This window comes from Exiguobacterium sp. s132, assembly GCF_018617235.1.
GTDB lineage: Bacteria > Bacillota > Bacilli > Exiguobacteriales > Exiguobacteriaceae > Exiguobacterium > Exiguobacterium profundum.
On record NZ_JACSJU010000001.1, the window covers coordinates 2,035,274 to 2,051,938 of the forward strand.

At 48.4% G+C, this 16,665-nt stretch carries 22 protein-coding genes and 1 riboswitch; of the genes, 6 read left to right on the top strand and 16 right to left on the bottom strand.

Going from position 1 to position 16,665, the window contains the following annotated elements; all coding sequences use genetic code 11:
* Positions 1 to 4 precede the first annotated feature (4 nt).
* A complete protein-coding gene (locus KNO78_RS10375; RefSeq protein WP_214690356.1) occupies positions 5 to 469 on the top strand; it encodes a GNAT family N-acetyltransferase in 465 nt (154 codons plus the stop codon).
* Here KNO78_RS10375 and KNO78_RS10380 read toward each other — a convergent pair.
* The 3 genes from KNO78_RS10380 to KNO78_RS10390 form a co-directional block, all read right to left on the bottom strand.
* Complete coding sequence (locus KNO78_RS10380) at positions 458 to 1,048, bottom strand: NUDIX hydrolase (protein ID WP_214690355.1); 591 nt, start codon at positions 1,046 to 1,048, stop codon at positions 458 to 460. The two genes, KNO78_RS10375 and KNO78_RS10380, sit on opposite strands and share 12 nt — an antisense overlap.
* Positions 1,045 to 2,049 (bottom strand): S66 family peptidase, encoded by a 1,005-nt coding sequence (locus KNO78_RS10385; protein ID WP_214690354.1) that lies wholly within the window; start codon positions 2,047 to 2,049, stop codon positions 1,045 to 1,047. Before KNO78_RS10385 ends, KNO78_RS10380 begins: the two co-directional genes overlap by 4 nt.
* A 68-nt stretch (positions 2,050 to 2,117) precedes the next feature.
* Positions 2,118 to 2,426 carry a hypothetical protein gene (locus KNO78_RS10390; RefSeq protein ID WP_031421923.1) on the bottom strand — a complete coding sequence of 103 codons (309 nt, stop codon included), beginning with the start codon at positions 2,424 to 2,426 and terminating at the stop codon, positions 2,118 to 2,120.
* A 142-nt stretch (positions 2,427 to 2,568) separates the two neighbouring features.
* Here KNO78_RS10390 and KNO78_RS10395 point away from each other — a divergent pair, with 142 nt between their 5' ends.
* Both KNO78_RS10395 and KNO78_RS10400 read left to right on the top strand, forming a co-directional pair.
* Positions 2,569 to 2,883, top strand: a complete 315-nt coding sequence (locus tag KNO78_RS10395) for a hypothetical protein (protein ID WP_214690353.1) — start codon at positions 2,569 to 2,571, stop codon at positions 2,881 to 2,883.
* Positions 2,884 to 2,957: 74 nt separating this feature from the next.
* Complete coding sequence (locus KNO78_RS10400) at positions 2,958 to 3,743, top strand: SDR family oxidoreductase (RefSeq protein ID WP_074035413.1); 786 nt, start codon at positions 2,958 to 2,960, stop codon at positions 3,741 to 3,743.
* 35 nt (positions 3,744 to 3,778) lie between these two features.
* Here the strand turns inward: KNO78_RS10400 and KNO78_RS10405 are convergent, their stop codons facing one another.
* The 12 genes from KNO78_RS10405 to KNO78_RS10460 all read right to left on the bottom strand — a co-directional run bounded on the left by KNO78_RS10405 (position 3,779) and on the right by KNO78_RS10460 (position 13,211).
* On the bottom strand, positions 3,779 to 4,573 hold the full coding sequence (locus KNO78_RS10405; RefSeq protein ID WP_196431406.1) for a GNAT family N-acetyltransferase: 795 nt from the start codon (positions 4,571 to 4,573) through the stop codon (positions 3,779 to 3,781).
* 44 nt (positions 4,574 to 4,617) lie between these two features.
* Complete coding sequence (locus tag KNO78_RS10410) at positions 4,618 to 5,115, bottom strand: NUDIX hydrolase (protein WP_074035410.1); 498 nt, start codon at positions 5,113 to 5,115, stop codon at positions 4,618 to 4,620.
* Complete coding sequence (locus KNO78_RS10415; RefSeq protein WP_074035408.1) at positions 5,112 to 6,179, bottom strand: saccharopine dehydrogenase family protein; 1,068 nt, start codon at positions 6,177 to 6,179, stop codon at positions 5,112 to 5,114. Before KNO78_RS10415 ends, KNO78_RS10410 begins: the two co-directional genes overlap by 4 nt.
* A gap of 40 nt (positions 6,180 to 6,219) precedes the next feature.
* A complete protein-coding gene (locus KNO78_RS10420) occupies positions 6,220 to 6,699 on the bottom strand; it encodes a hypothetical protein (protein ID WP_214690352.1) in 480 nt (159 codons plus the stop codon).
* A 90-nt stretch (positions 6,700 to 6,789) separates the two neighbouring features.
* Positions 6,790 to 7,419, bottom strand: a complete 630-nt coding sequence (locus KNO78_RS10425) for an NADPH-dependent FMN reductase (RefSeq protein ID WP_374193977.1) — start codon at positions 7,417 to 7,419, stop codon at positions 6,790 to 6,792.
* A complete protein-coding gene (locus tag KNO78_RS10430; RefSeq protein ID WP_041917956.1) occupies positions 7,416 to 8,408 on the bottom strand; it encodes a ring-cleaving dioxygenase in 993 nt (330 codons plus the stop codon). Before KNO78_RS10430 ends, KNO78_RS10425 begins: the two co-directional genes overlap by 4 nt.
* Before the next feature lie 27 nt (positions 8,409 to 8,435).
* Positions 8,436 to 8,879: a MarR family winged helix-turn-helix transcriptional regulator gene (locus KNO78_RS10435; protein ID WP_031421914.1), complete on the bottom strand. Its 444-nt coding sequence runs from the start codon at positions 8,877 to 8,879 to the stop codon at positions 8,436 to 8,438.
* A gap of 131 nt (positions 8,880 to 9,010) precedes the next feature.
* On the bottom strand, positions 9,011 to 9,442 hold the full coding sequence (locus tag KNO78_RS10440) for a GNAT family N-acetyltransferase (protein WP_214690350.1): 432 nt from the start codon (positions 9,440 to 9,442) through the stop codon (positions 9,011 to 9,013).
* A gap of 11 nt (positions 9,443 to 9,453) precedes the next feature.
* A complete protein-coding gene (locus KNO78_RS10445; protein ID WP_196431410.1) occupies positions 9,454 to 10,584 on the bottom strand; it encodes a tetratricopeptide repeat protein in 1,131 nt (376 codons plus the stop codon).
* Between the two features lie 49 nt (positions 10,585 to 10,633).
* Complete coding sequence (locus tag KNO78_RS10450) at positions 10,634 to 11,173, bottom strand: ribonuclease FAU-1 family protein (RefSeq protein ID WP_214690349.1); 540 nt, start codon at positions 11,171 to 11,173, stop codon at positions 10,634 to 10,636.
* Between the two features lie 62 nt (positions 11,174 to 11,235).
* The gene (locus KNO78_RS10455; protein ID WP_214690348.1) at positions 11,236 to 12,288 is read right to left on the bottom strand and encodes a DUF58 domain-containing protein; all 1,053 of its coding nucleotides are present in this window, start codon (positions 12,286 to 12,288) and stop codon (positions 11,236 to 11,238) included.
* Positions 12,289 to 12,290: 2 nt separating this feature from the next.
* Positions 12,291 to 13,211, bottom strand: coding sequence for an AAA family ATPase (locus KNO78_RS10460; RefSeq protein WP_214690347.1), 921 nt, complete (start codon positions 13,209 to 13,211; stop codon positions 12,291 to 12,293).
* A gap of 93 nt (positions 13,212 to 13,304) precedes the next feature.
* Here KNO78_RS10460 and KNO78_RS10465 point away from each other — a divergent pair, with 93 nt between their 5' ends.
* Together KNO78_RS10465 and KNO78_RS10470 are read left to right on the top strand one after the other, a co-directional pair.
* Positions 13,305 to 13,997, top strand: a complete 693-nt coding sequence (locus KNO78_RS10465; protein WP_214690346.1) for a hypothetical protein — start codon at positions 13,305 to 13,307, stop codon at positions 13,995 to 13,997.
* A gap of 73 nt (positions 13,998 to 14,070) precedes the next feature.
* Entirely contained in the window at positions 14,071 to 14,811 is a 741-nt protein-coding gene (locus KNO78_RS10470; protein WP_074035399.1) for a hypothetical protein, read from the top strand.
* Here the strand turns inward: KNO78_RS10470 and KNO78_RS10475 are convergent.
* Complete coding sequence (locus tag KNO78_RS10475; protein ID WP_214690345.1) at positions 14,808 to 15,767, bottom strand: aminoglycoside phosphotransferase family protein; 960 nt, start codon at positions 15,765 to 15,767, stop codon at positions 14,808 to 14,810. The two genes, KNO78_RS10470 and KNO78_RS10475, sit on opposite strands and share 4 nt — an antisense overlap.
* A gap of 39 nt (positions 15,768 to 15,806) precedes the next feature.
* Positions 15,807 to 15,905: riboswitch (TPP riboswitch) on the top strand.
* Between the two features lie 66 nt (positions 15,906 to 15,971).
* Here KNO78_RS10475 and thiW point away from each other — a divergent pair.
* Positions 15,972 to 16,457: an energy coupling factor transporter S component ThiW gene (gene thiW, locus KNO78_RS10480; RefSeq protein ID WP_047794734.1), complete on the top strand. Its 486-nt coding sequence runs from the start codon at positions 15,972 to 15,974 to the stop codon at positions 16,455 to 16,457.
* Positions 16,458 to 16,665 lie beyond the last annotated feature (208 nt).

Below are 16,665 nucleotides of genomic sequence, written 5' to 3' on the forward strand. Positions count from 1 at the left end.
CCTTATGAAAATTACGCTCGAATATCGAAATGATACGCATCAATCGATTCTCAATACGTTCGCACTACCGACGGACCAAGAAAAGTATACGACCCTGCCCAAAGACATGGATGACCCATTGCCCGATCGCATTTATCCGATTGTCATCGTCGCGTCAAAACCAGTTGGGATGTTCTTACTGCATGACAACGAACGCGTTGCTTCCTATACAACCGAGTCGAATGCCTTGCTCTTCTCCGCCTTTGCCATTAACCATGAGGACCAGGGGAAAGGCTACGCTAAAGCTGCACTCCAAGCACTTCCGCAGTTCGTAAAGCAACACTTCCCTCACATTCGTGAAATCGTCCTGTCGGTCAATCTTAAAAACGAAGCCGCTTTCTCCCTTTATACGAACGTTGGGTGGAGCGATACCGGACGTCGAATCGGTGGACCGATTGGCGAACAACGTATTCTTTCCTTAACGATTTGAGGCATCCATTCGTGTCAAACTCTCAAATATGTTTTGCCAGTAAGTCTGACGATGCGGAACTAAATCGGCTTGCGTGATTTGAACAAGATGATTCGTCATAAGAGAGCATCCTTCAATCGTACACATGCATCCTTCTGTCAGCGACCTCAGTTCATTTCTTTGAACAGCTACGACATCCATCACTTCCTGGTCGTCAAAATGAATCGGCTCACCTTGATAGAGATAGCAATACGTATGTGCAAACTCGCGATCAAGAAACTCGTCCAGTTCAATCACGTCTTCAAAGATTCCCATAAAGGTGAGCTGTTCGAACGTCAATGACAGTCCGAGCTCTTCTTCAATTTCACGAACGCCATTCGCTATTGTCTCATCTGTTGCAAGGTGTCCCGCTGCCGTAATATCATATTTCCCGGGAAAATCCTGTTTCTCCATGCTCCTCCGCTGAAGATAGATGAGGTCTTCTTTCCAGAACCAGCAGTGGAACGTCTCATGCCAATCCCCGTCAACATGAACTTGATTTCGCTCCTTCTCCCCTATTTTCCGGTGATTCTCGTCAAAAATAGTGAGGTGCTCCTTCATTCCGACACCCCATCTTCTAAAAATCGGATAACCCCATTCGTCGTATCTAACTCAACTTGAATGCCAATCGGGAAAACGTGTGATGGAAACGTGTGACCGATATCGACATTCGTCAAAATCGGAAAATCTTTTTCTCCGATGATTTCAAGCAACAAGTCGTTGAATGAGAAGGGAGCTGATTGATTTTGAAAATGCTCGTGCTTCCCGATAATCAGACCCGAAATCTCATCAAACACACCCGCCAGCTTCAGCATACTAAGCGAACGTTCTTCTTCAGCCATCGTCTTAAACGAGTCTTCTAGGAATAGAATCGCGCCTTTCAAATCGGGATAATAATCCGACTTGAAGAACCCAGACATCGTGTTCAGATTCCCGCCAATCAACGTTCCTTGTGCCTTTCCATCCTTCAGAGAAATCCATCCTTCATTCGGTTGGAACGTCTTGACACGTTGTTGTGTCGACCAATCGAGCATCTCTTCCGTCCATTCATCAGGGATATGTAACTGAAACGGAGCCGTTCGTTCTAAACAGAGAATGTCTTTGACATATTGCTCCCCCGTCTCGAACATCCCTCCGTATTCACCAAATGAGGGGACGATTGCCGGACCGTAAAATGTGACGACGTCCGTTTTGGCATAACAGGCCATCAAGATTGCCGTGACATCACTATATCCCATGATGATTTTAGGATGACGTCGGAGTTGTTCATAATCGATATATGGTAACACCGAGTTCGAATTTGTTCCACCGATTGTACTGATGATGGCTTTCACTTCAGGATCATGTAAAAATGCGTTTAGTTCGTCAGCACGATCCCGAATGGACGAGGACCGATATCCTTCTGTTTTATATGTACACGTGCCCTCTTTCACCTTGAATCCCATCCGCTTGAGCTGTTCAACCCCACGTTGGTAACGCCCCTCAAACTGAACAGGTGCCGGAAAAGAAGGCGTAATGATCCCTATCGTATCCCCCATTTGCAACTTTGGCGGTTTAATCATGATCCCCACTCCACTCCCTCGTAACATCGTTATGACCGCATTATACCGTAGGAGCGGTAAATCATGCTTCAAAATAAATCAGGGTCTTCCGATAACGTTCTCACTTTCCGTACTTTCGCCGGACGTCCTGTCCATCCGAGTGCCACAAAGAAAAATGCACCTGCGAGTACGCCGAATAAAGCAGTCAGCCCTACTTGAATCCCGACAAATCCATACTGTTCTCCTAGTTTCACGAGGAAGAGCGGTGCGAACAGGCAAGTCATACTGAGTGAAAAAAGACCTCCCCATACCCGTCGCTTTGCATTACCAATGGTGAACCAACCGAACGCGATCCATACACAAGCAACCAATCCTAGCGCACCAACCATCATCCACATGCCCACACCTCACCTTTTCGTTTTCCTTTCTATTCCCCATTTTTCTTGTGATTCCTACTATTTTTTCAAGTAATGAGAGAATTTCCGGGTAAAGGTAAATTAGACAAGATGCGAAACGGGACAACAAAGGAGTGAGGTGTGCATGCGTTCACGATTAACCTTTGCCTTAATCTTTCTCGGTTTTTTTTTAGTCGCCGTTTATTGGATGAGCACGTGGAATGACAACTTAGTCGAGGGACAGATTGAACGAGTCGATATCCCCCAGATATTGATTGAATCTACCGAATCCTCGGAAGAAGTCACATTGCGCGTCGTCTTGATCAATGATCAAACCGAAGTCACCGGCATCGTCAATAGCGTACAAGGACTACAGAGCGGCCAACTGGTGACAATCGAGGTCATCCCGACGGATTCGAACTTGAACATCGCACGCACAATCGAAGTCACCGCTCCATGATTTTTTTGAAATGAAGCGTAACTTTTCCAGAACTGTGGAATATGAGAACAGAATCATAAAAAGGAGTGATCGGATTGATTTCAAATAAATTACTATCTGGAAAAGTAGCGTTTGTGACCGGGGCAGCCTCCGGAATCGGACGTGCCGCGGTCATCCGCTTCATTCAAGCCGGAGCAAAAGTCGCCATTGTCGATTTGAATGAAGAAGATGCGATGCGTCTCGCAAGCCTTGTCGGGGAAGAACGCGCTATCGGCATCAGTGCAGATGTGTCGGATGAATCCGCAATGAAAGAGGCCTACGAACGGACAATGGAACGATTTGGTCAACTCGATATCGTCTTCGCGAATGCCGGTCGAAACGGGACCATCACACCAATTGAACATTTATCATTGGATGATTGGAATGGCGTGGTGGAGACAAACCTCACAGGAACCTTTTTGACCGTCAAACATGCTATTCCTCATTTGAAAGAGAATGGTGGGAGTATCATTATCACTTCATCGATTAACGGGAACCGTTATTTTAAAAATTTCGGATTCAGTGGCTACGCGACGACGAAAGCAGGTCAAACCGGCTTTGCAAAAATGGCTGCTGCGGAACTCGCTCAATTCGGGATTCGTGTCAATTCCATCTGTCCCGGGGCCATCGATACGAATATTGACGATTCGACCAATCGAGACGATGCGTTGCTCGAAGAAGTCGTTATTCCAATCGAATATCCACTTGGGAATCAACCGCTTGCCGGAAAATCGGGCTCCGCGAAACAAGTCGCCGATGTCGTCTTATTTTTCGCGAGCAACATGTCGAGCCACGTGACCGGCTCTGAAGTATACGTCGATGGGGCTGAATCGCTCTTGTAATCGAAAAGCAGGTCACCTCACCCGAGGCGACCTGCTTATTTAAGGATTGGACTTTTCATGACCGCTTTTTGATAGAACGGCTGAAATCCAAGCCGTTCCATATTGCGACCAGACGCCGAATCGACTTTCGTCGTAACCGTCAACAGATTGCATCCAAGTGCTTTCGCTTCGGCAATTCGTTCCAAAATAAGTTGTGTCTGGTACCCTTTTTGCCGATACGTCGGAACGGTGCTCGTCAGAAACAACTCTCCAATCCCGTCTTGCGTGGCTAAAATCCCACCCGCTACGACAGCATCCTCTTCTCGCACGAGATAAGCATGATTACTCGGTAGTGCGTAAAAGCCTTTGGCTGTATCGACCGTCTCTTGAAGGATTGTGCCCGACTCGGCGAATCCAGCCGCAACGGCGTATGCCCACTCATGGAGTGTCTCATCCTTCACTTTTTCGACCTGAGTCGGTACAGATGTGGAGGCATGCTGTGTCAAATCCAACGTCCATACGTCCAAAAAATGATCGAGCGTGTAGTTACGTTCTTGCAATAAGCGGAGCAAGGAGTCTTCCGCTAATGGACAAACCTCAATATGTAGACGCGAGACATTTTTCCCGCGTACCCATTTTTCCATTTGATGCAGGTCGTAAAAGCTTGTCGGCCGATTCAATCCAAATCCGACCGCAAAACTCATATTTCCCATTTTGAACACATGCCCTTTTCCTTCTACGTGTAGTTCCGCACCTTCATAGGGAGGGGTTTGTTTACGATGTCGAATGTAAGCAGACGTCCCCTCTGCTTTGATGCGTTCGATACGCCTTGCCAATTCTAAACGTTTCACGCTCTTCCCTCCCTTGTATATTCCATGTTGAGTGTAGCATATGTTCACGGTCGGATGAGATGACCGTATTGAATCAGCCGTTCCCGGACAGAAGGAACAAGTTCTACACACTCAAGGACCGTCTCCCATTCTTGTAACGTCACATCGACGACTTCATCTGCTTGCAGTGACAGTTGTTCGAAGTCGATTGGTTTCTCGCACACGAGACAATACATATCCAAGAAATATGTGCCCCGCTTAATCGTTGTCACGAACCGGAGTTGCTCAGGCAATACATATAGTCCCAACTCTTCTTTTAGCTCACGGACCGCACCTTGTCGACTCGTTTCTCCAGCCAAAATCGAGCCGCCCGTTCCTTCCCAAAGAAGCGGATACGTCTTATCCGGATGACGCTTCGACAGCAATAATCTCCCATCCGGATTGAACGTGAACACTTCGATGACCGTGTGAAACGTATGCGGCTCTAATTCATCCCCACGAAAGTGCGTTCGACCGAGCGGTTGCCGGTTTTCGTCGAGTAAATCCCATACTTCTCGATTCATGGACGAATCTCATCAATCACGAACGAAGAGGAACCTTGAATCTCTTCGATAAAGTGAGATCCGAATAGCATGGCTGGTGTAAAGCTTCCGGCAAGCATCCCACCCGAACCGAGCAACCGCTTGACGACGGCGAGCGCCCCGTAAACAGTGAAGGCATACGTACTTGCCGTTTGAATACGGACGACTACTTTTCGTCCTTCCTCATTCGTTGCTTCGCCCCATACGTACGTCGATGATTTTTCACGTACAGCCTCGTCTGGTCCCGATACGTTTTCGTCGACATAACGGAGCAATCGTTCCTGCACGGCCTCTTTTCCGAGAATCGGGCTGAACCATGACAAAGCGCGAGCAGCATAGGCGGCCGCTGTCGGTACAGGAACCCAAGTCGTAATATTCGGAATGTCCGTTGTGTAGTAGGCGGTCGAAACGTCTCCCCACGGAATCGCAATGGCGGTACGGCTTCCGCGACCAAAATCAATCGTTCTCCGCTTTGCCCCAATTGGAAATGATGATAATTTGCCGTTCACACGTTCCACACTACTCGACCCTAGTCCACGAACGGCCGTCTTCATGGTTCCTGGTGAGATGCCGGCTGCCGCCGAAAAGCCAAGAGCGAGTGTTGTCGCATCCGGTATCAACTCTTTTAATTTCCGCGCGACACAGTCGGTCGGAATGACATCAAATCCGACACCCGAGCATAAAATCACACCACGTTCTTTGGCTTGAGCCGCTCGCTGTTTAGAATGGACATATTCGAACACGTCGATTTCCCCGGTAATATCTAAGTAATGCGTACCTGTCTCTAGACATGCCTCGATCATCACTTGGCTCGTATCCGTGAAAGGACCTGCACAATGAAGGACTAAATCTACATCGTGAAGCGCCTCGATTGCGGCTTCACGACTCAATGCGAAAATCGATGTTTCGCAACCCAGTTCATCTCCTAGGCGATGAATCGCTCTTGCGTTTCGTCCGGCAAGAACCGGACGCATTCCGTCACGAGCTGCTTGTCGTGCAATCAGCTCACCCGTATAGCCATTCGCCCCATAAATCATCCATCTCATTTTTACCCCTCCTTATGTTAATGTATCCTTGTTCGTTTCCCTAAAAGAAGTTGAATCCAACGAAAAGATCTTGGATGACATCGATGATATACACACTTCCCGTTACAATAAGCAAATATCCGATTGGGATGAGCAGACTTTTCACTGTTTGTAGTTTTGTTATGTCTCCCCGATGCTGTAGTAGACGATCCACCAAGTAAAACAAGGTCGCTGCGAGAAGACTGAGCCATGACAAGACGAGCCCGAATAGTATATGTAAAACAAGCGAAGTGAACCACCTGAATCGTTTCGAACTGAGTCGATTCGCCAACCAGTCACTGCACCATGAGGTCACGACACCGTAGGTCAACATAATCGGAAAACTGACCGCTACATAGGCAACCGTCATCAAAAGGAAGCCATTCAGTACGCCACTCATTCCTCCATTTTCTCGTACACCCATCATAGTGACCCCACACGCTAACAGAATCGCATAGACGGGCGAAGCGATGGATGCTGTGACGATTTTACGATTCCACATCTGCACTCCCCCTAATCCCTTCCAACTTTACACGACCTGTTCTGAAAACGCACAAAAACCAGCCTAAATTCAGGCTGGCTTCGCGATTTGTTAATTGTTTGCAACTTCTCCGGCTTTCGTACGGACCGATTGCATCGCTTCCGTCCATGGAAGGAGTTGGTCGAGCATATCGTTTACCGATTGTGCTTGAACGTCTTTCGGAGCGAAATGCGTACCGTTCTCGAAGTCCGTGAAGAGTGAGAGTGCAGGATGGACACGTACGTGAGCGATTGACAATTCACTCAAAATGCCCCGTAAATGTTCTGTTGCCCGTGCTCCACCAACAGAACCGTAAGAGACGATTCCGGCTGCTTTGTTGTTCCATTCGACGCGTAAGTAGTCGAGTGCGTTTTTAAGAGATGCTGAGATGGAATGGTTATACTCTTGGACGATGAAGATGAATCCGTCCATTTGCGCAATTTTCTCCGACCAGGCCGCTGCGCCAGATGCGTCCTGACCCGCTTCGCCGAGAAGTGGCAAGTTGTAGTCTGCGATGTCGATGACTTCATAGTTGGCATCGCCACGTTTGTCGGCGAGTTCTTTCACCCATTCCCCGACTTGTGGACTGACGCGACCTTCACGAGTTGATCCGAGTACGATTCCGATGTTTAACATAGTAGTTCCTCCTTGGTTATGTTGTGATGCATCTGATTTTCCAAACAAGCGATTTAAGAAACTCATTTCATGCCCTCATATTCTTTCTCAAATGTTTTCGTGCTTCTGACCGTATCGATTGGTCGTACCATCGCCTCGATTTGCGAACGTTTCGCTTCGAGGAACGGCGGGAGTGACAACTTCTCACCGACCGTCTCGTACGGCTCGTCTCCCATGAATCCAGGTCCATCTGTCGCCCATTCGAACAAAATTTGCGGCGCGACACGTGCATAGGATGATTCAAAGAAGAAGCGATCGACGTAGCCAGAAGTCGGCAAACCGAACTGTTGGAGACGTGCTGTCCATTCATCGAGGACGCTACGGTCTTCGACACGGAATGCGACATGGTGCACGGTACCGAACCCTTGACGCGCTTGTGGAGATGTCTCGTCGTGAATGACGATCACTTGCGCTCCGTTTCCACCTTCACCTCCTTCAAAGAGATACACATCACCTTCTCGCCCGATCTCTTTAAACAGCATCACTTGCTCCATCACTTGTTTGAAATATGTGATATCTGCGATGCGAATAAAGATTGGACCGAGTCCCGTAATCGCGTATTCAAGCGGGATTGGACCGTTCTTCCACGGCTCGCCCGACGCGATGCCTTCGTTGAACTCATCCGAGATGAGTTGATACGCCTGCTCATCAAAGTCGATGAACGAGAGCGTCTTCTTCCCGAACTGTTCTTGAATCCCTTCGTGCTCGACACCGAGACGGTCGAATCGACGGACCCAATACGTCAACGCTTCATCTGTCGGTACGCGGAACGACGTCTTCGCGATTTCATTTGTTCCGTGCTTACCTTTCGGGATACCTGGGAAGTCGAAGAAGGTCATGTCTGTCCCTGCGTTTCCTTTATCGTCCGCAAAGAATAAGTGATACGTTTGAATGTCGTCCTGGTTGACCGTTTTTTTCACCAAACGCATGCCTAACACGTGAGTGAAGAAATCGTAGTTTTTTTCGGCACTACTCGTGATTGCTGTGACGTGGTGAATTCCTTTAACATGATTCATCATTCTCTCTCCTTTTATATCTTGATTTCAAGATACATGATTAAAATTTTTTGCGGCTTCTGCCCGCTTTCCTATTTGTTTCAACTGTTCAATCGTTTCGTTTAATTGCATCCCTTCAAACACAGCGTTCATATGCTCCGTATGCTTAGGGAAAATATCTTGCATCAAACGCTCTCCGTCATCTGTCAGCGCAGCGTATGTGATGCGACGATCGCTCGGACAAGCCTTACGAATGAGATATCCTTTTTCTTCTAACCGGTCCACGACGTACGTCATGCTTCCGCTCGAGAGGAGAATTTTCTTCCCGATGACTTGAATCGGTTGATCCCCTTTATGATATAAAAACTCGAGTACGGCGAACTCGGTCGCGTTTAACCCGTAAGACGCCACTTCCTGCTTCACCAGGTCTTGTAACGACTGAGAGGCACGTAACAGCACAGTAATTGTTTTTAGTGCATCAGATGGTTCCATCTGTCTCCCTCCTTTGTCCAAGAGAGCCATTAACTTAAATTCAAATATCTTTAATTCGAGATAAATATATCATGCGACAATTCTTCCGTCAATCGATTTGATTCAAAAAAATGAGACGGGTTGTTCCCATCTCATTCTCCTCGCCGAATCACAGCCATTTCGCGACCGAATCGATGGCCTTCATCAACAAATCCTAGGCTTCCATATAAGTGATGCGCTGCCTCGTTCTCGGGGTGATAGCCAACGACAATCGGTTTCCCCTCGCCGATTTCTTCAAGCATCAGCTCTGCCGCCTGTCGACCAATCCCTTTGCCTTGATGAGCATGGTCGATCATGATTCGGTAAATCCACCATGCATCCAACTCTTCAAGCTCTGTATTGTACATGAGGAAACCGACCATCGTCTCGTCCTCATAAATTGCGCGCGGGCGTAGCGTCGGTTCGTACATCGCTTGAAGTAACGAAATCGCATTCGGCTCCATATACGACTGTTGTTGGTCACTTAATGCCAATTGACAGCATGTATACCAATTTTGTGCATCGATCGGACGTAGTGAAATCATGTCTTTCTCCTTTAGTCATATGTCTCATTTAAGTTTCTTGCATAAAATGCAATGGCACGCCGGTACCGCGCGATGCTCTCGTCCGCTTTCGGACTTGCAAGCAGTTCAAGTAACGTTCCCGTCGCTTCTTCATGGCGACCGACGTTGTAATGGGTCATCGCTTGAAATACCTTGAGCGCCCCGTGATTCGGGAATTGCTCAATCGCCTCTTTAAATAACTGTTCCGCCTCTGCGTATCGTCCGAGTGCCCGATACGTACTGCCGAGTCCGAGATATGATTCCGCCAACTCTTCCCCCGTCAACCCGAGTCGGATGGCCCGTTCATAATGCGGGACCGCTTGACGTTCTTCACCGAGCGAGTCATAGCACCACGCACAGTACGCATGTAGCCTCGGATTCTTTTCATCTTTCCGCAAGAGCGACAAGAACAGTTGCTTCGCCTGCTCGAGTTGTCCCTCCTCACGGAGACGAACGGCTCGATCAAACTCATTCTCTTCTGTCACGTCGGTCCCCTCCTGTGCGAATTCTTGATCTAACCATGCTTGTAACGTTTCATAATACTTACCGATATGTACTCCATCGACGAGTGCATGATGGGCTTGGACGGATAACGGCATAACCAGACGCTCGCCTTGACGTTCGAACTTGCCCCAGGCGATGCGCGGCACGCTGTCATGTTGTTGCTGATGCGTCGGGTGCATGATACTCGTGAACGTGACCCACGGAACACTCGTGATATACAGTAAGTCGTCGGGCTCGTCATCCCCGACCACGACTTTATCGGCAGCTCGCTCCATCCGCGTCGTCACTTCCTGTAAGAATGTCGGTAAATCTTCATAGAACGTAGCCGCACAAAAGTTGAAGACATCCTCGTCTAACATGACCGTGAACGAAGGGTGGACCACCTCGTGTTCGACGACCTCTTCACCACGGATACGATAGCGCAATTCCGGAGTCGCGTTCGCCGCTCTCACCGCACCGTATAAAAAGAGTTTGAAGAACGATTGATTGCTCTCCTTTGCATATGTATATAGGTTCGTGACATCTACGTTTGCCGTCACGTTGAAATGTGGCGCATCAAACGCTTTGAAAAACTCGAAGTGCTTACGTCGTGCCCACGTCTCAATTTCAATTTTTTTCATAAAAACTCCCCCTCCTACGCTCTTACTGTAGCAGAGAGAGTGAATTCGCTCATAGCTTTTGTTTTAACTGTTCGTAATGTCCTTTTGCCAAATCAAAGTAGATGAAGTCTCCACGTTCGATTCGTTCGAGTGTCGCTTTGAATTCACGCCATCCACGTTCGACCTGTTCAGGTGTCAGCTCGCCGCTCTTGGTCGCCTCTTCAAACTCATCCTCATCCTTTTTGACAATATCTCCGTTCGGAAACACAAGAATATCGAGCAATAAGTCATCCATATAAGGGATACCCTCTTCTTCGCCGATTCGGTCAACGAGGTCGATATACCACTGCACGATTTCGCCTTCCGGATTGATCATCGCTGTCACACCGAACGGTTCATTGTCCGGGAAATATTGGAGCCAAGCAAACCCGGCATCCGCCACGATGAATTCTTCCCCTTTATGCTTTTTATATAATGGTGCCCGAACCTCATCGATTTGGAATAAGGCGACGACGCCTGAAAATTGTTCCGTCTGAACACGAATTTGCGCGTAGCGGTTCTTTAAAATCCGTTCCCAGTCTCGTCGATTCGCATACTTTCGTTTTGCCATATGGATCTCCCCTTTGGTCATCTCTGTATGATACAGTTCGCCAGAAGAAAGAAAGTTCCTTGTTAGTCATACAGGTTATGCTGATTGAACCAGACGAGATGACTTTGCTTCAAGCGTTTCCGCTCGACCATACGGACGAACGCGTCTGTCGAGATGAAACGGTTCCCGGGATGGAGGTCGGCCAGCATCAAGAGGATGAGGCGTGAACCTCGCTCTCCCTCTTGAAGAGAGATATGTTCCATCTTCCCTTCTCCGTTGAAGCGGTTGATGAACAGCTCGACTTTACACTCTTCTTTTAAGAGTCGGATCGTCACATATGCGACTTGGCTGATGATCGACTCGAAGTCGTGATGTAACGTGTAGCCGGACGGCCCACTCAAATCTACTGCGAACGTGAACGTATCGAGCGATGTCTTTTGAAAGACTTTCGACTGGACTCGTCCAAGTTTTGCCGTCGCGACCCAGTCAATCTCTTTTACCGGTTCCCCTTCATAAGGCTTTGACCCCAGAACCTGCAGTGGATTCCGAAGTGGTGATGCGGTCAAAGGCCGGTCACCAAGCGCTAAACGTTTCGTGCCGACCGGTGGGTGTAACGTAAGGGACGGTAATACCGTCCACCGCTTCTCGATGGGGCACTCGAGTAAGTACGTCCCGAGATGAAATGGGAGCGTCACAGCAAGTATGCATTCTTCGATGTAGGCAGGACCTCGGAATTCGGCTTGAATGTGAAGCATCTGACGAGCCTGATCTGTCCGTAATGTCAAATCCAAACTATTCGGGGACCGGTCGTGGGCTGGAAAACTGAGCGCTGTATTGGATTTCAGCCGAACACGAACCGGAAGCCCGAGTCGTTCGACGACTTCACTTCCATCTAAAATCAGTTGTACCTCCGTCTCATCCCCGACAAAGAGAAGGGATTCATGGCTATGTATGTGAAGCCGAAGAGCTTGTTCCAACTGTTTCCGTGTCCGTTCAAAGAACCAAACGATGCCCGCAAGTAAACAAAGCGCATATCCGACAATCTCCATGTACGGGACGAATACGAGAATCACCCCAGCGAATCCATAAACCGGAATCCATTGTTTCTGTAGGGCGTTATGTGTCGAGAAGGTCATCTTCAGCCCTCTACCGGCACAGAGACGGTGTCTAAGATGTAACGGATAATGTCCTGTTTCGTCGATTTGATGCCTCCTTCAAGCGTCAACGTCAAACGATGGGACAAGACATAAGGTGCCACGGCTTTCACATCTTCCGGAATGACGTACAATCGATCGTTCAGATAGGCATAACTTTGAGACGCTCGCATGAGCGCGATGGCTCCACGTGGACTGACACCGACCTCGACGGATGCATGTTCCCGGGTCGCGTGAACGAGCCCGAGTAAGTAATCGAGGACATCATCTTGAATCGATACTTGCTTCACTTCCTCCTGAGCACGGCGTAACTCGTCTAACGTCGCAACCGCCTCTACGGTTTTCCTCGTTTGGCGCATCACTTGTAAGAGGAGTTCTCTCTCTTCCGCAACATCAGGATAACCGACTGGAATCGAAATCAAGAAGCGATCGAGTTGGGCATCCGGTAAGGAGAACGTCCCCGCTGATTCAATCGGGTTTTGCGTCGCGATGACGAAAAATGGTTTCGGCATCGGATATGTCTCTCCCCCGATGGAAACTTGTCGTTCTTCCATCGCCTCAAGCAAGGCGGACTGCGTTCGTGGAACCGCTCGGTTGATTTCATCAATCAAGACGATGTTCGCAAAGATTGGTCCTTGGCGATGATCGAACGTCTGCGTCTGCATGTTGAAATAGTCTGCTCCGATCACATCAGACGGTAACAAGTCGGCCGTGAATTGAATCCGGGAAAACACCCCGTCGAAGCTAGCCGCAATTGTTTTGGCAAGTAACGTTTTTCCCGTGCCTGGCACATCTTCTAATAGAATATGTCCTTCCGCGAGTAACGCCGTACAACAGAGGCGTACGACATCCTCTTTTCCTAAATACACTTCGTTCAACTGTTTGATGACCTGCTCCATGCCCATATGACGACCTCCATTTTTTGTCTTAATCAAACTTTACCTTTTTATGGTAAGATAAACAACAAATAGTCTGAAAATTCAAAAGGAGGTACCCTCTTGCGCTGGACGAACAAGTTTCTTCTCATGATTGTCGCCACACTCCTCGGCACCTTTACGATAATGGTGATTGCGACGAGTGTATTCGAGTGGCTCTATAACCCGGAAACGATACCGGTCGAGGAAAGTCATAGTCTTCCAACTGATCTCCTATCGGATGAGGATGATGGAATTTTAATTGGTGAATCCAAAGCAGATTACCCGTTTGAATTGGATCCTCAAAAAGGAAAACATCACTTTTTTGAGAGAATCACGGGATCTGGAGAATCAACACGACGAAATCTCGGACTATTCGTCGCTTTGATCGCATTCTGTTGCTTCAGTTTCTATGTCTATCGAAAACGAAAACGGCATTTGACGAACGCACGAGATGATGATGATTCAAGCATAGACCCGCTTGTAGAATCGCTACAACACAAGAACGCCTCGTCCGTTTCGACGCTCACAGCGTTCACGAACGTCCCGATTCGCGATGCACTGATCACATTCAACCAATCTCTCGTACCAGTCAAGCGATTGCGTGCTCATGAGACATTGGAAGAGTGGTTCCAACGCATCGATTTACCGATGAACCCGTCCGTTTATCATGCGGTTCGCTACGGCACCTCTTCAGGTGTGACGATTTCTGAAGAAGATACACTTCACTTCAAGAGAACACTCGATACCTACGCGACACGTCCTCACCCCGAGTGAGAATGTGCACAGGTTCTGCTTTTTCATCATGAATGATAAAATGGTGGAAAATGTCAGTTAAGGGGATGGAAACATGAAACGATGGGCGATATTCGGATTAAGTGCACTTTTACTCACGGGTTGTACAGATACGGTGGCAGACAATCCAATCCCAATCGAATCACCCGATGAACCCATCACCGAATGGACGCGTGAGGACTTTAAAGACGTCTATGACCAATACGAACAAACGAAACCGCTCCTTACTGCCCTTGAACAACAAGGAATCAAACCGTTTCGGGAGACGTTCGAACGGGTCATCATCGCCGGCAACGGTCTCGAGCATACGTATGCGGATATTTATCCATTTAAGCTCGATGACGGGACGTATGCTACCATTTTCGATAGTCAGGACGGAACGGTGATCAATGGTTCTGAGTCGGTCGCTCCGCTATTTTGGCAAGAGGAATCCTTCCTTCAATACGTCGAAGAGATTGAAAATCGGAAATTCGGTACAAGTGCCCCACCTACCGATGTCGTCCTCACGCAGGATGAATTCCAAACGGTCTATGACCGCCATGCCTACACGTCAGCCCTCCTCGTCGAACTCGATGAAGCGGGCGTCGAACTGGCACGGGAGCCAATCGATGACGTGATCATTGCCGGGAACGGCGTGACCGAAGTCACTGCCGACTTGTTCGTATTCGATGTCGAGAGCGGGTATGCCATCGTATATGATCAGGACGGAGAAATTTTAAAAGGCCCCGAATCCATCTCACCGCTCTTTTGGAACGAGAAGGACTATGTGGACCTGTTAGCCAAGAATGAAAGTTAATGCGTATCACGTTGTAACTTACGATATTCCAGCAACAACTTGAGCCATTGTGCCGGTTTGTCGCTGGAATCTTTTTTGTCCCGACGATGTGCTGTGACGTAGGTGTGCCATGAGATGGCCCGATACACGCATCCCAATTCCTCCGCAATCTTCATATGACGCTCGAGTATTTCTGTTGGCGCGACGTGTCTCCATTCTTTCAAATAAACCTTTCGTAACTCATGGATTTTCTCTATCCATAATGTATCGTCTTCTTCCGGCAATAAATCGAACAAGATGTTCCAAAAGACACGCATGCTAAAGAATGGATGTGTGATTGTCGCATCTCCCCAATCGAGAATCACCGGTTGATTGCTTTCAGGCTCCCAGAAAATATTCCCTCCATGCAAATCGCCGTGATCGAGACTCATCGGTATACCACTTTCTAGTTCTTCACACATCGACAGAAGTTCAGGTTTTAGTGCCAACACTTCTTCCCGCTGCACCCGCTCCAGATTTAGACTCATCTCAACGAACGTCGATTCGATTTCCTCCCTGAGCATAGACGGACGACGGTCTGGAACCCCCATTTTTAAAAGTTGCTCCGTCTCACCACTCATTCGTTGCTGTAATTTGGCATACTCTCGTAGCGCAACCTCATACTGTTCCTGATCAGGTACATCACGTAACGGGTGACCGGAAACTTTTCGCACGATGAACCATGGATGAACCGGATGCACAGCGACTACGTCTGGCACGAGCCCAGGCAACATATGAGCAAGATATTGTGACAACATTCCTTCACTCTGACTGATTGAAGTGACCGCTTTAGCATAGACGCCATTGCCATGAACCAGATACGTCAAATCCGTATCTTTTTCTAGATGCCACGTCTCATTCGAAATATATTCATCAATCCACTGATCAAACTCATGCTTGAGATCAGTGTTTTCCCAGAAAACAGATAGTTGTTCCATATTCGTCCCCTTCCAATTTATGCTATACTCAAATCAATAAACGACCACTAGGGGAGCCTTCGGGCTGAGACGGCATTTGCCGGACCCTTTGAACCTGATCTGGCTCATACCAGCGTAGGGAAGTGGCTTGGAATACGTCTCTGTATGTCCACGCCATTTTTCCGTCTGGAAACGTGGCGTTTTTATTTTGAAAGGAGACTATTCATGCGTATTCAACAACTCACTTGGATGGCGATGCTCGTTGCCATCGCCGTCGTCGGTTCGATGTTCATCTCGATTCCTACAGGTGTCGCCCGCGCTTATCCGATTCAACATATGGTGAACGTGATTGCCGCAGTCACCGTCGGTCCAATCGGAGCCGTTCTCGTCGCTTTCGTCACCGGACTCATTCGCGTCATGACCGGTACAGGATCACTGCTCGCATTCCCTGGTGGCATGATTGGCGCGTTTCTTGCCGGCATTTTCTTCGTTCGCACGAACCGCGTCTATGCGGCCGCTCTCGGAGAAATCATCGGGACCGGCGTCATCGCTTCGTTGATTGCTGTCCCGTACGCAAAACTGTTGATGGGTTCGACGTTCGGTGCATTTTTCTTTGTCCCGGCGTTCCTTGCCTCTAGTTTGACGGGCGCGCTTCTCGGTTGGCTCGTCTTGTCGCGTGTCAAACAGTTGCGACCGAGCGTACTCAAATAAAAGCTCCCTTTTTGGATGAAAATGGTAAACTATAGACAACATCTACAGAGGAGGGGTTTTATGTCTCGTTTCAATCAACTTGTAGCGGGTGGTATTTTGTTGTTTTGTCCGGACTCTTATATACGCTCGAACGCATCGCACTCTACATACGTTGGTACGCCGAAATCTCAACCGGGAGCTGGTTGGAAAAACCGTCGTTTGTCGATCC

Excerpts from the sequence above, each read along its gene's own strand:
- KNO78_RS10455 (WP_214690348.1), bottom strand. The coding sequence starts at position 12,288 with ATGACCTTCTCGACACATAACGCCCTACAGAAACAATGGATTCCGGTT.
- KNO78_RS10435 (WP_031421914.1), bottom strand. The coding sequence starts at position 8,879 with ATGGAACCATCTGATGCACTAAAAACAATTACTGTGCTGTTACGTGCC.
- KNO78_RS10425 (WP_374193977.1), bottom strand. The coding sequence starts at position 7,419 with ATGAGTTTCTTAAATCGCTTGTTTGGAAAATCAGATGCATCACAACAT.
- KNO78_RS10380 (WP_214690355.1), bottom strand. The coding sequence starts at position 1,048 with ATGAAGGAGCACCTCACTATTTTTGACGAGAATCACCGGAAAATAGGG.
- KNO78_RS10375 (WP_214690356.1), top strand. The coding sequence starts at position 5 with ATGAAAATTACGCTCGAATATCGAAATGATACGCATCAATCGATTCTC.
- KNO78_RS10475 (WP_214690345.1), bottom strand. The coding sequence starts at position 15,767 with ATGGAACAACTATCTGTTTTCTGGGAAAACACTGATCTCAAGCATGAG.
- KNO78_RS10470 (WP_074035399.1), top strand. The coding sequence starts at position 14,071 with ATGAAACGATGGGCGATATTCGGATTAAGTGCACTTTTACTCACGGGT.
- KNO78_RS10390 (WP_031421923.1), bottom strand. The coding sequence starts at position 2,426 with ATGTGGATGATGGTTGGTGCGCTAGGATTGGTTGCTTGTGTATGGATC.
- KNO78_RS10420 (WP_214690352.1), bottom strand. The coding sequence starts at position 6,699 with ATGTGGAATCGTAAAATCGTCACAGCATCCATCGCTTCGCCCGTCTAT.
- KNO78_RS10415 (WP_074035408.1), bottom strand. The coding sequence starts at position 6,179 with ATGAGATGGATGATTTATGGGGCGAATGGCTATACGGGTGAGCTGATT.
- KNO78_RS10450 (WP_214690349.1), bottom strand. The coding sequence starts at position 11,173 with ATGGCAAAACGAAAGTATGCGAATCGACGAGACTGGGAACGGATTTTA.
- KNO78_RS10395 (WP_214690353.1), top strand. The coding sequence starts at position 2,569 with ATGCGTTCACGATTAACCTTTGCCTTAATCTTTCTCGGTTTTTTTTTA.
- thiW (WP_047794734.1), top strand. The coding sequence starts at position 15,972 with ATGCGTATTCAACAACTCACTTGGATGGCGATGCTCGTTGCCATCGCC.
- KNO78_RS10445 (WP_196431410.1), bottom strand. The coding sequence starts at position 10,584 with ATGAAAAAAATTGAAATTGAGACGTGGGCACGACGTAAGCACTTCGAG.
- KNO78_RS10410 (WP_074035410.1), bottom strand. The coding sequence starts at position 5,115 with ATGAATCGAGAAGTATGGGATTTACTCGACGAAAACCGGCAACCGCTC.
- KNO78_RS10385 (WP_214690354.1), bottom strand. The coding sequence starts at position 2,049 with ATGATTAAACCGCCAAAGTTGCAAATGGGGGATACGATAGGGATCATT.
- KNO78_RS10430 (WP_041917956.1), bottom strand. The coding sequence starts at position 8,408 with ATGAATCATGTTAAAGGAATTCACCACGTCACAGCAATCACGAGTAGT.
- KNO78_RS10440 (WP_214690350.1), bottom strand. The coding sequence starts at position 9,442 with ATGATTTCACTACGTCCGATCGATGCACAAAATTGGTATACATGCTGT.
- KNO78_RS10460 (WP_214690347.1), bottom strand. The coding sequence starts at position 13,211 with ATGGGCATGGAGCAGGTCATCAAACAGTTGAACGAAGTGTATTTAGGA.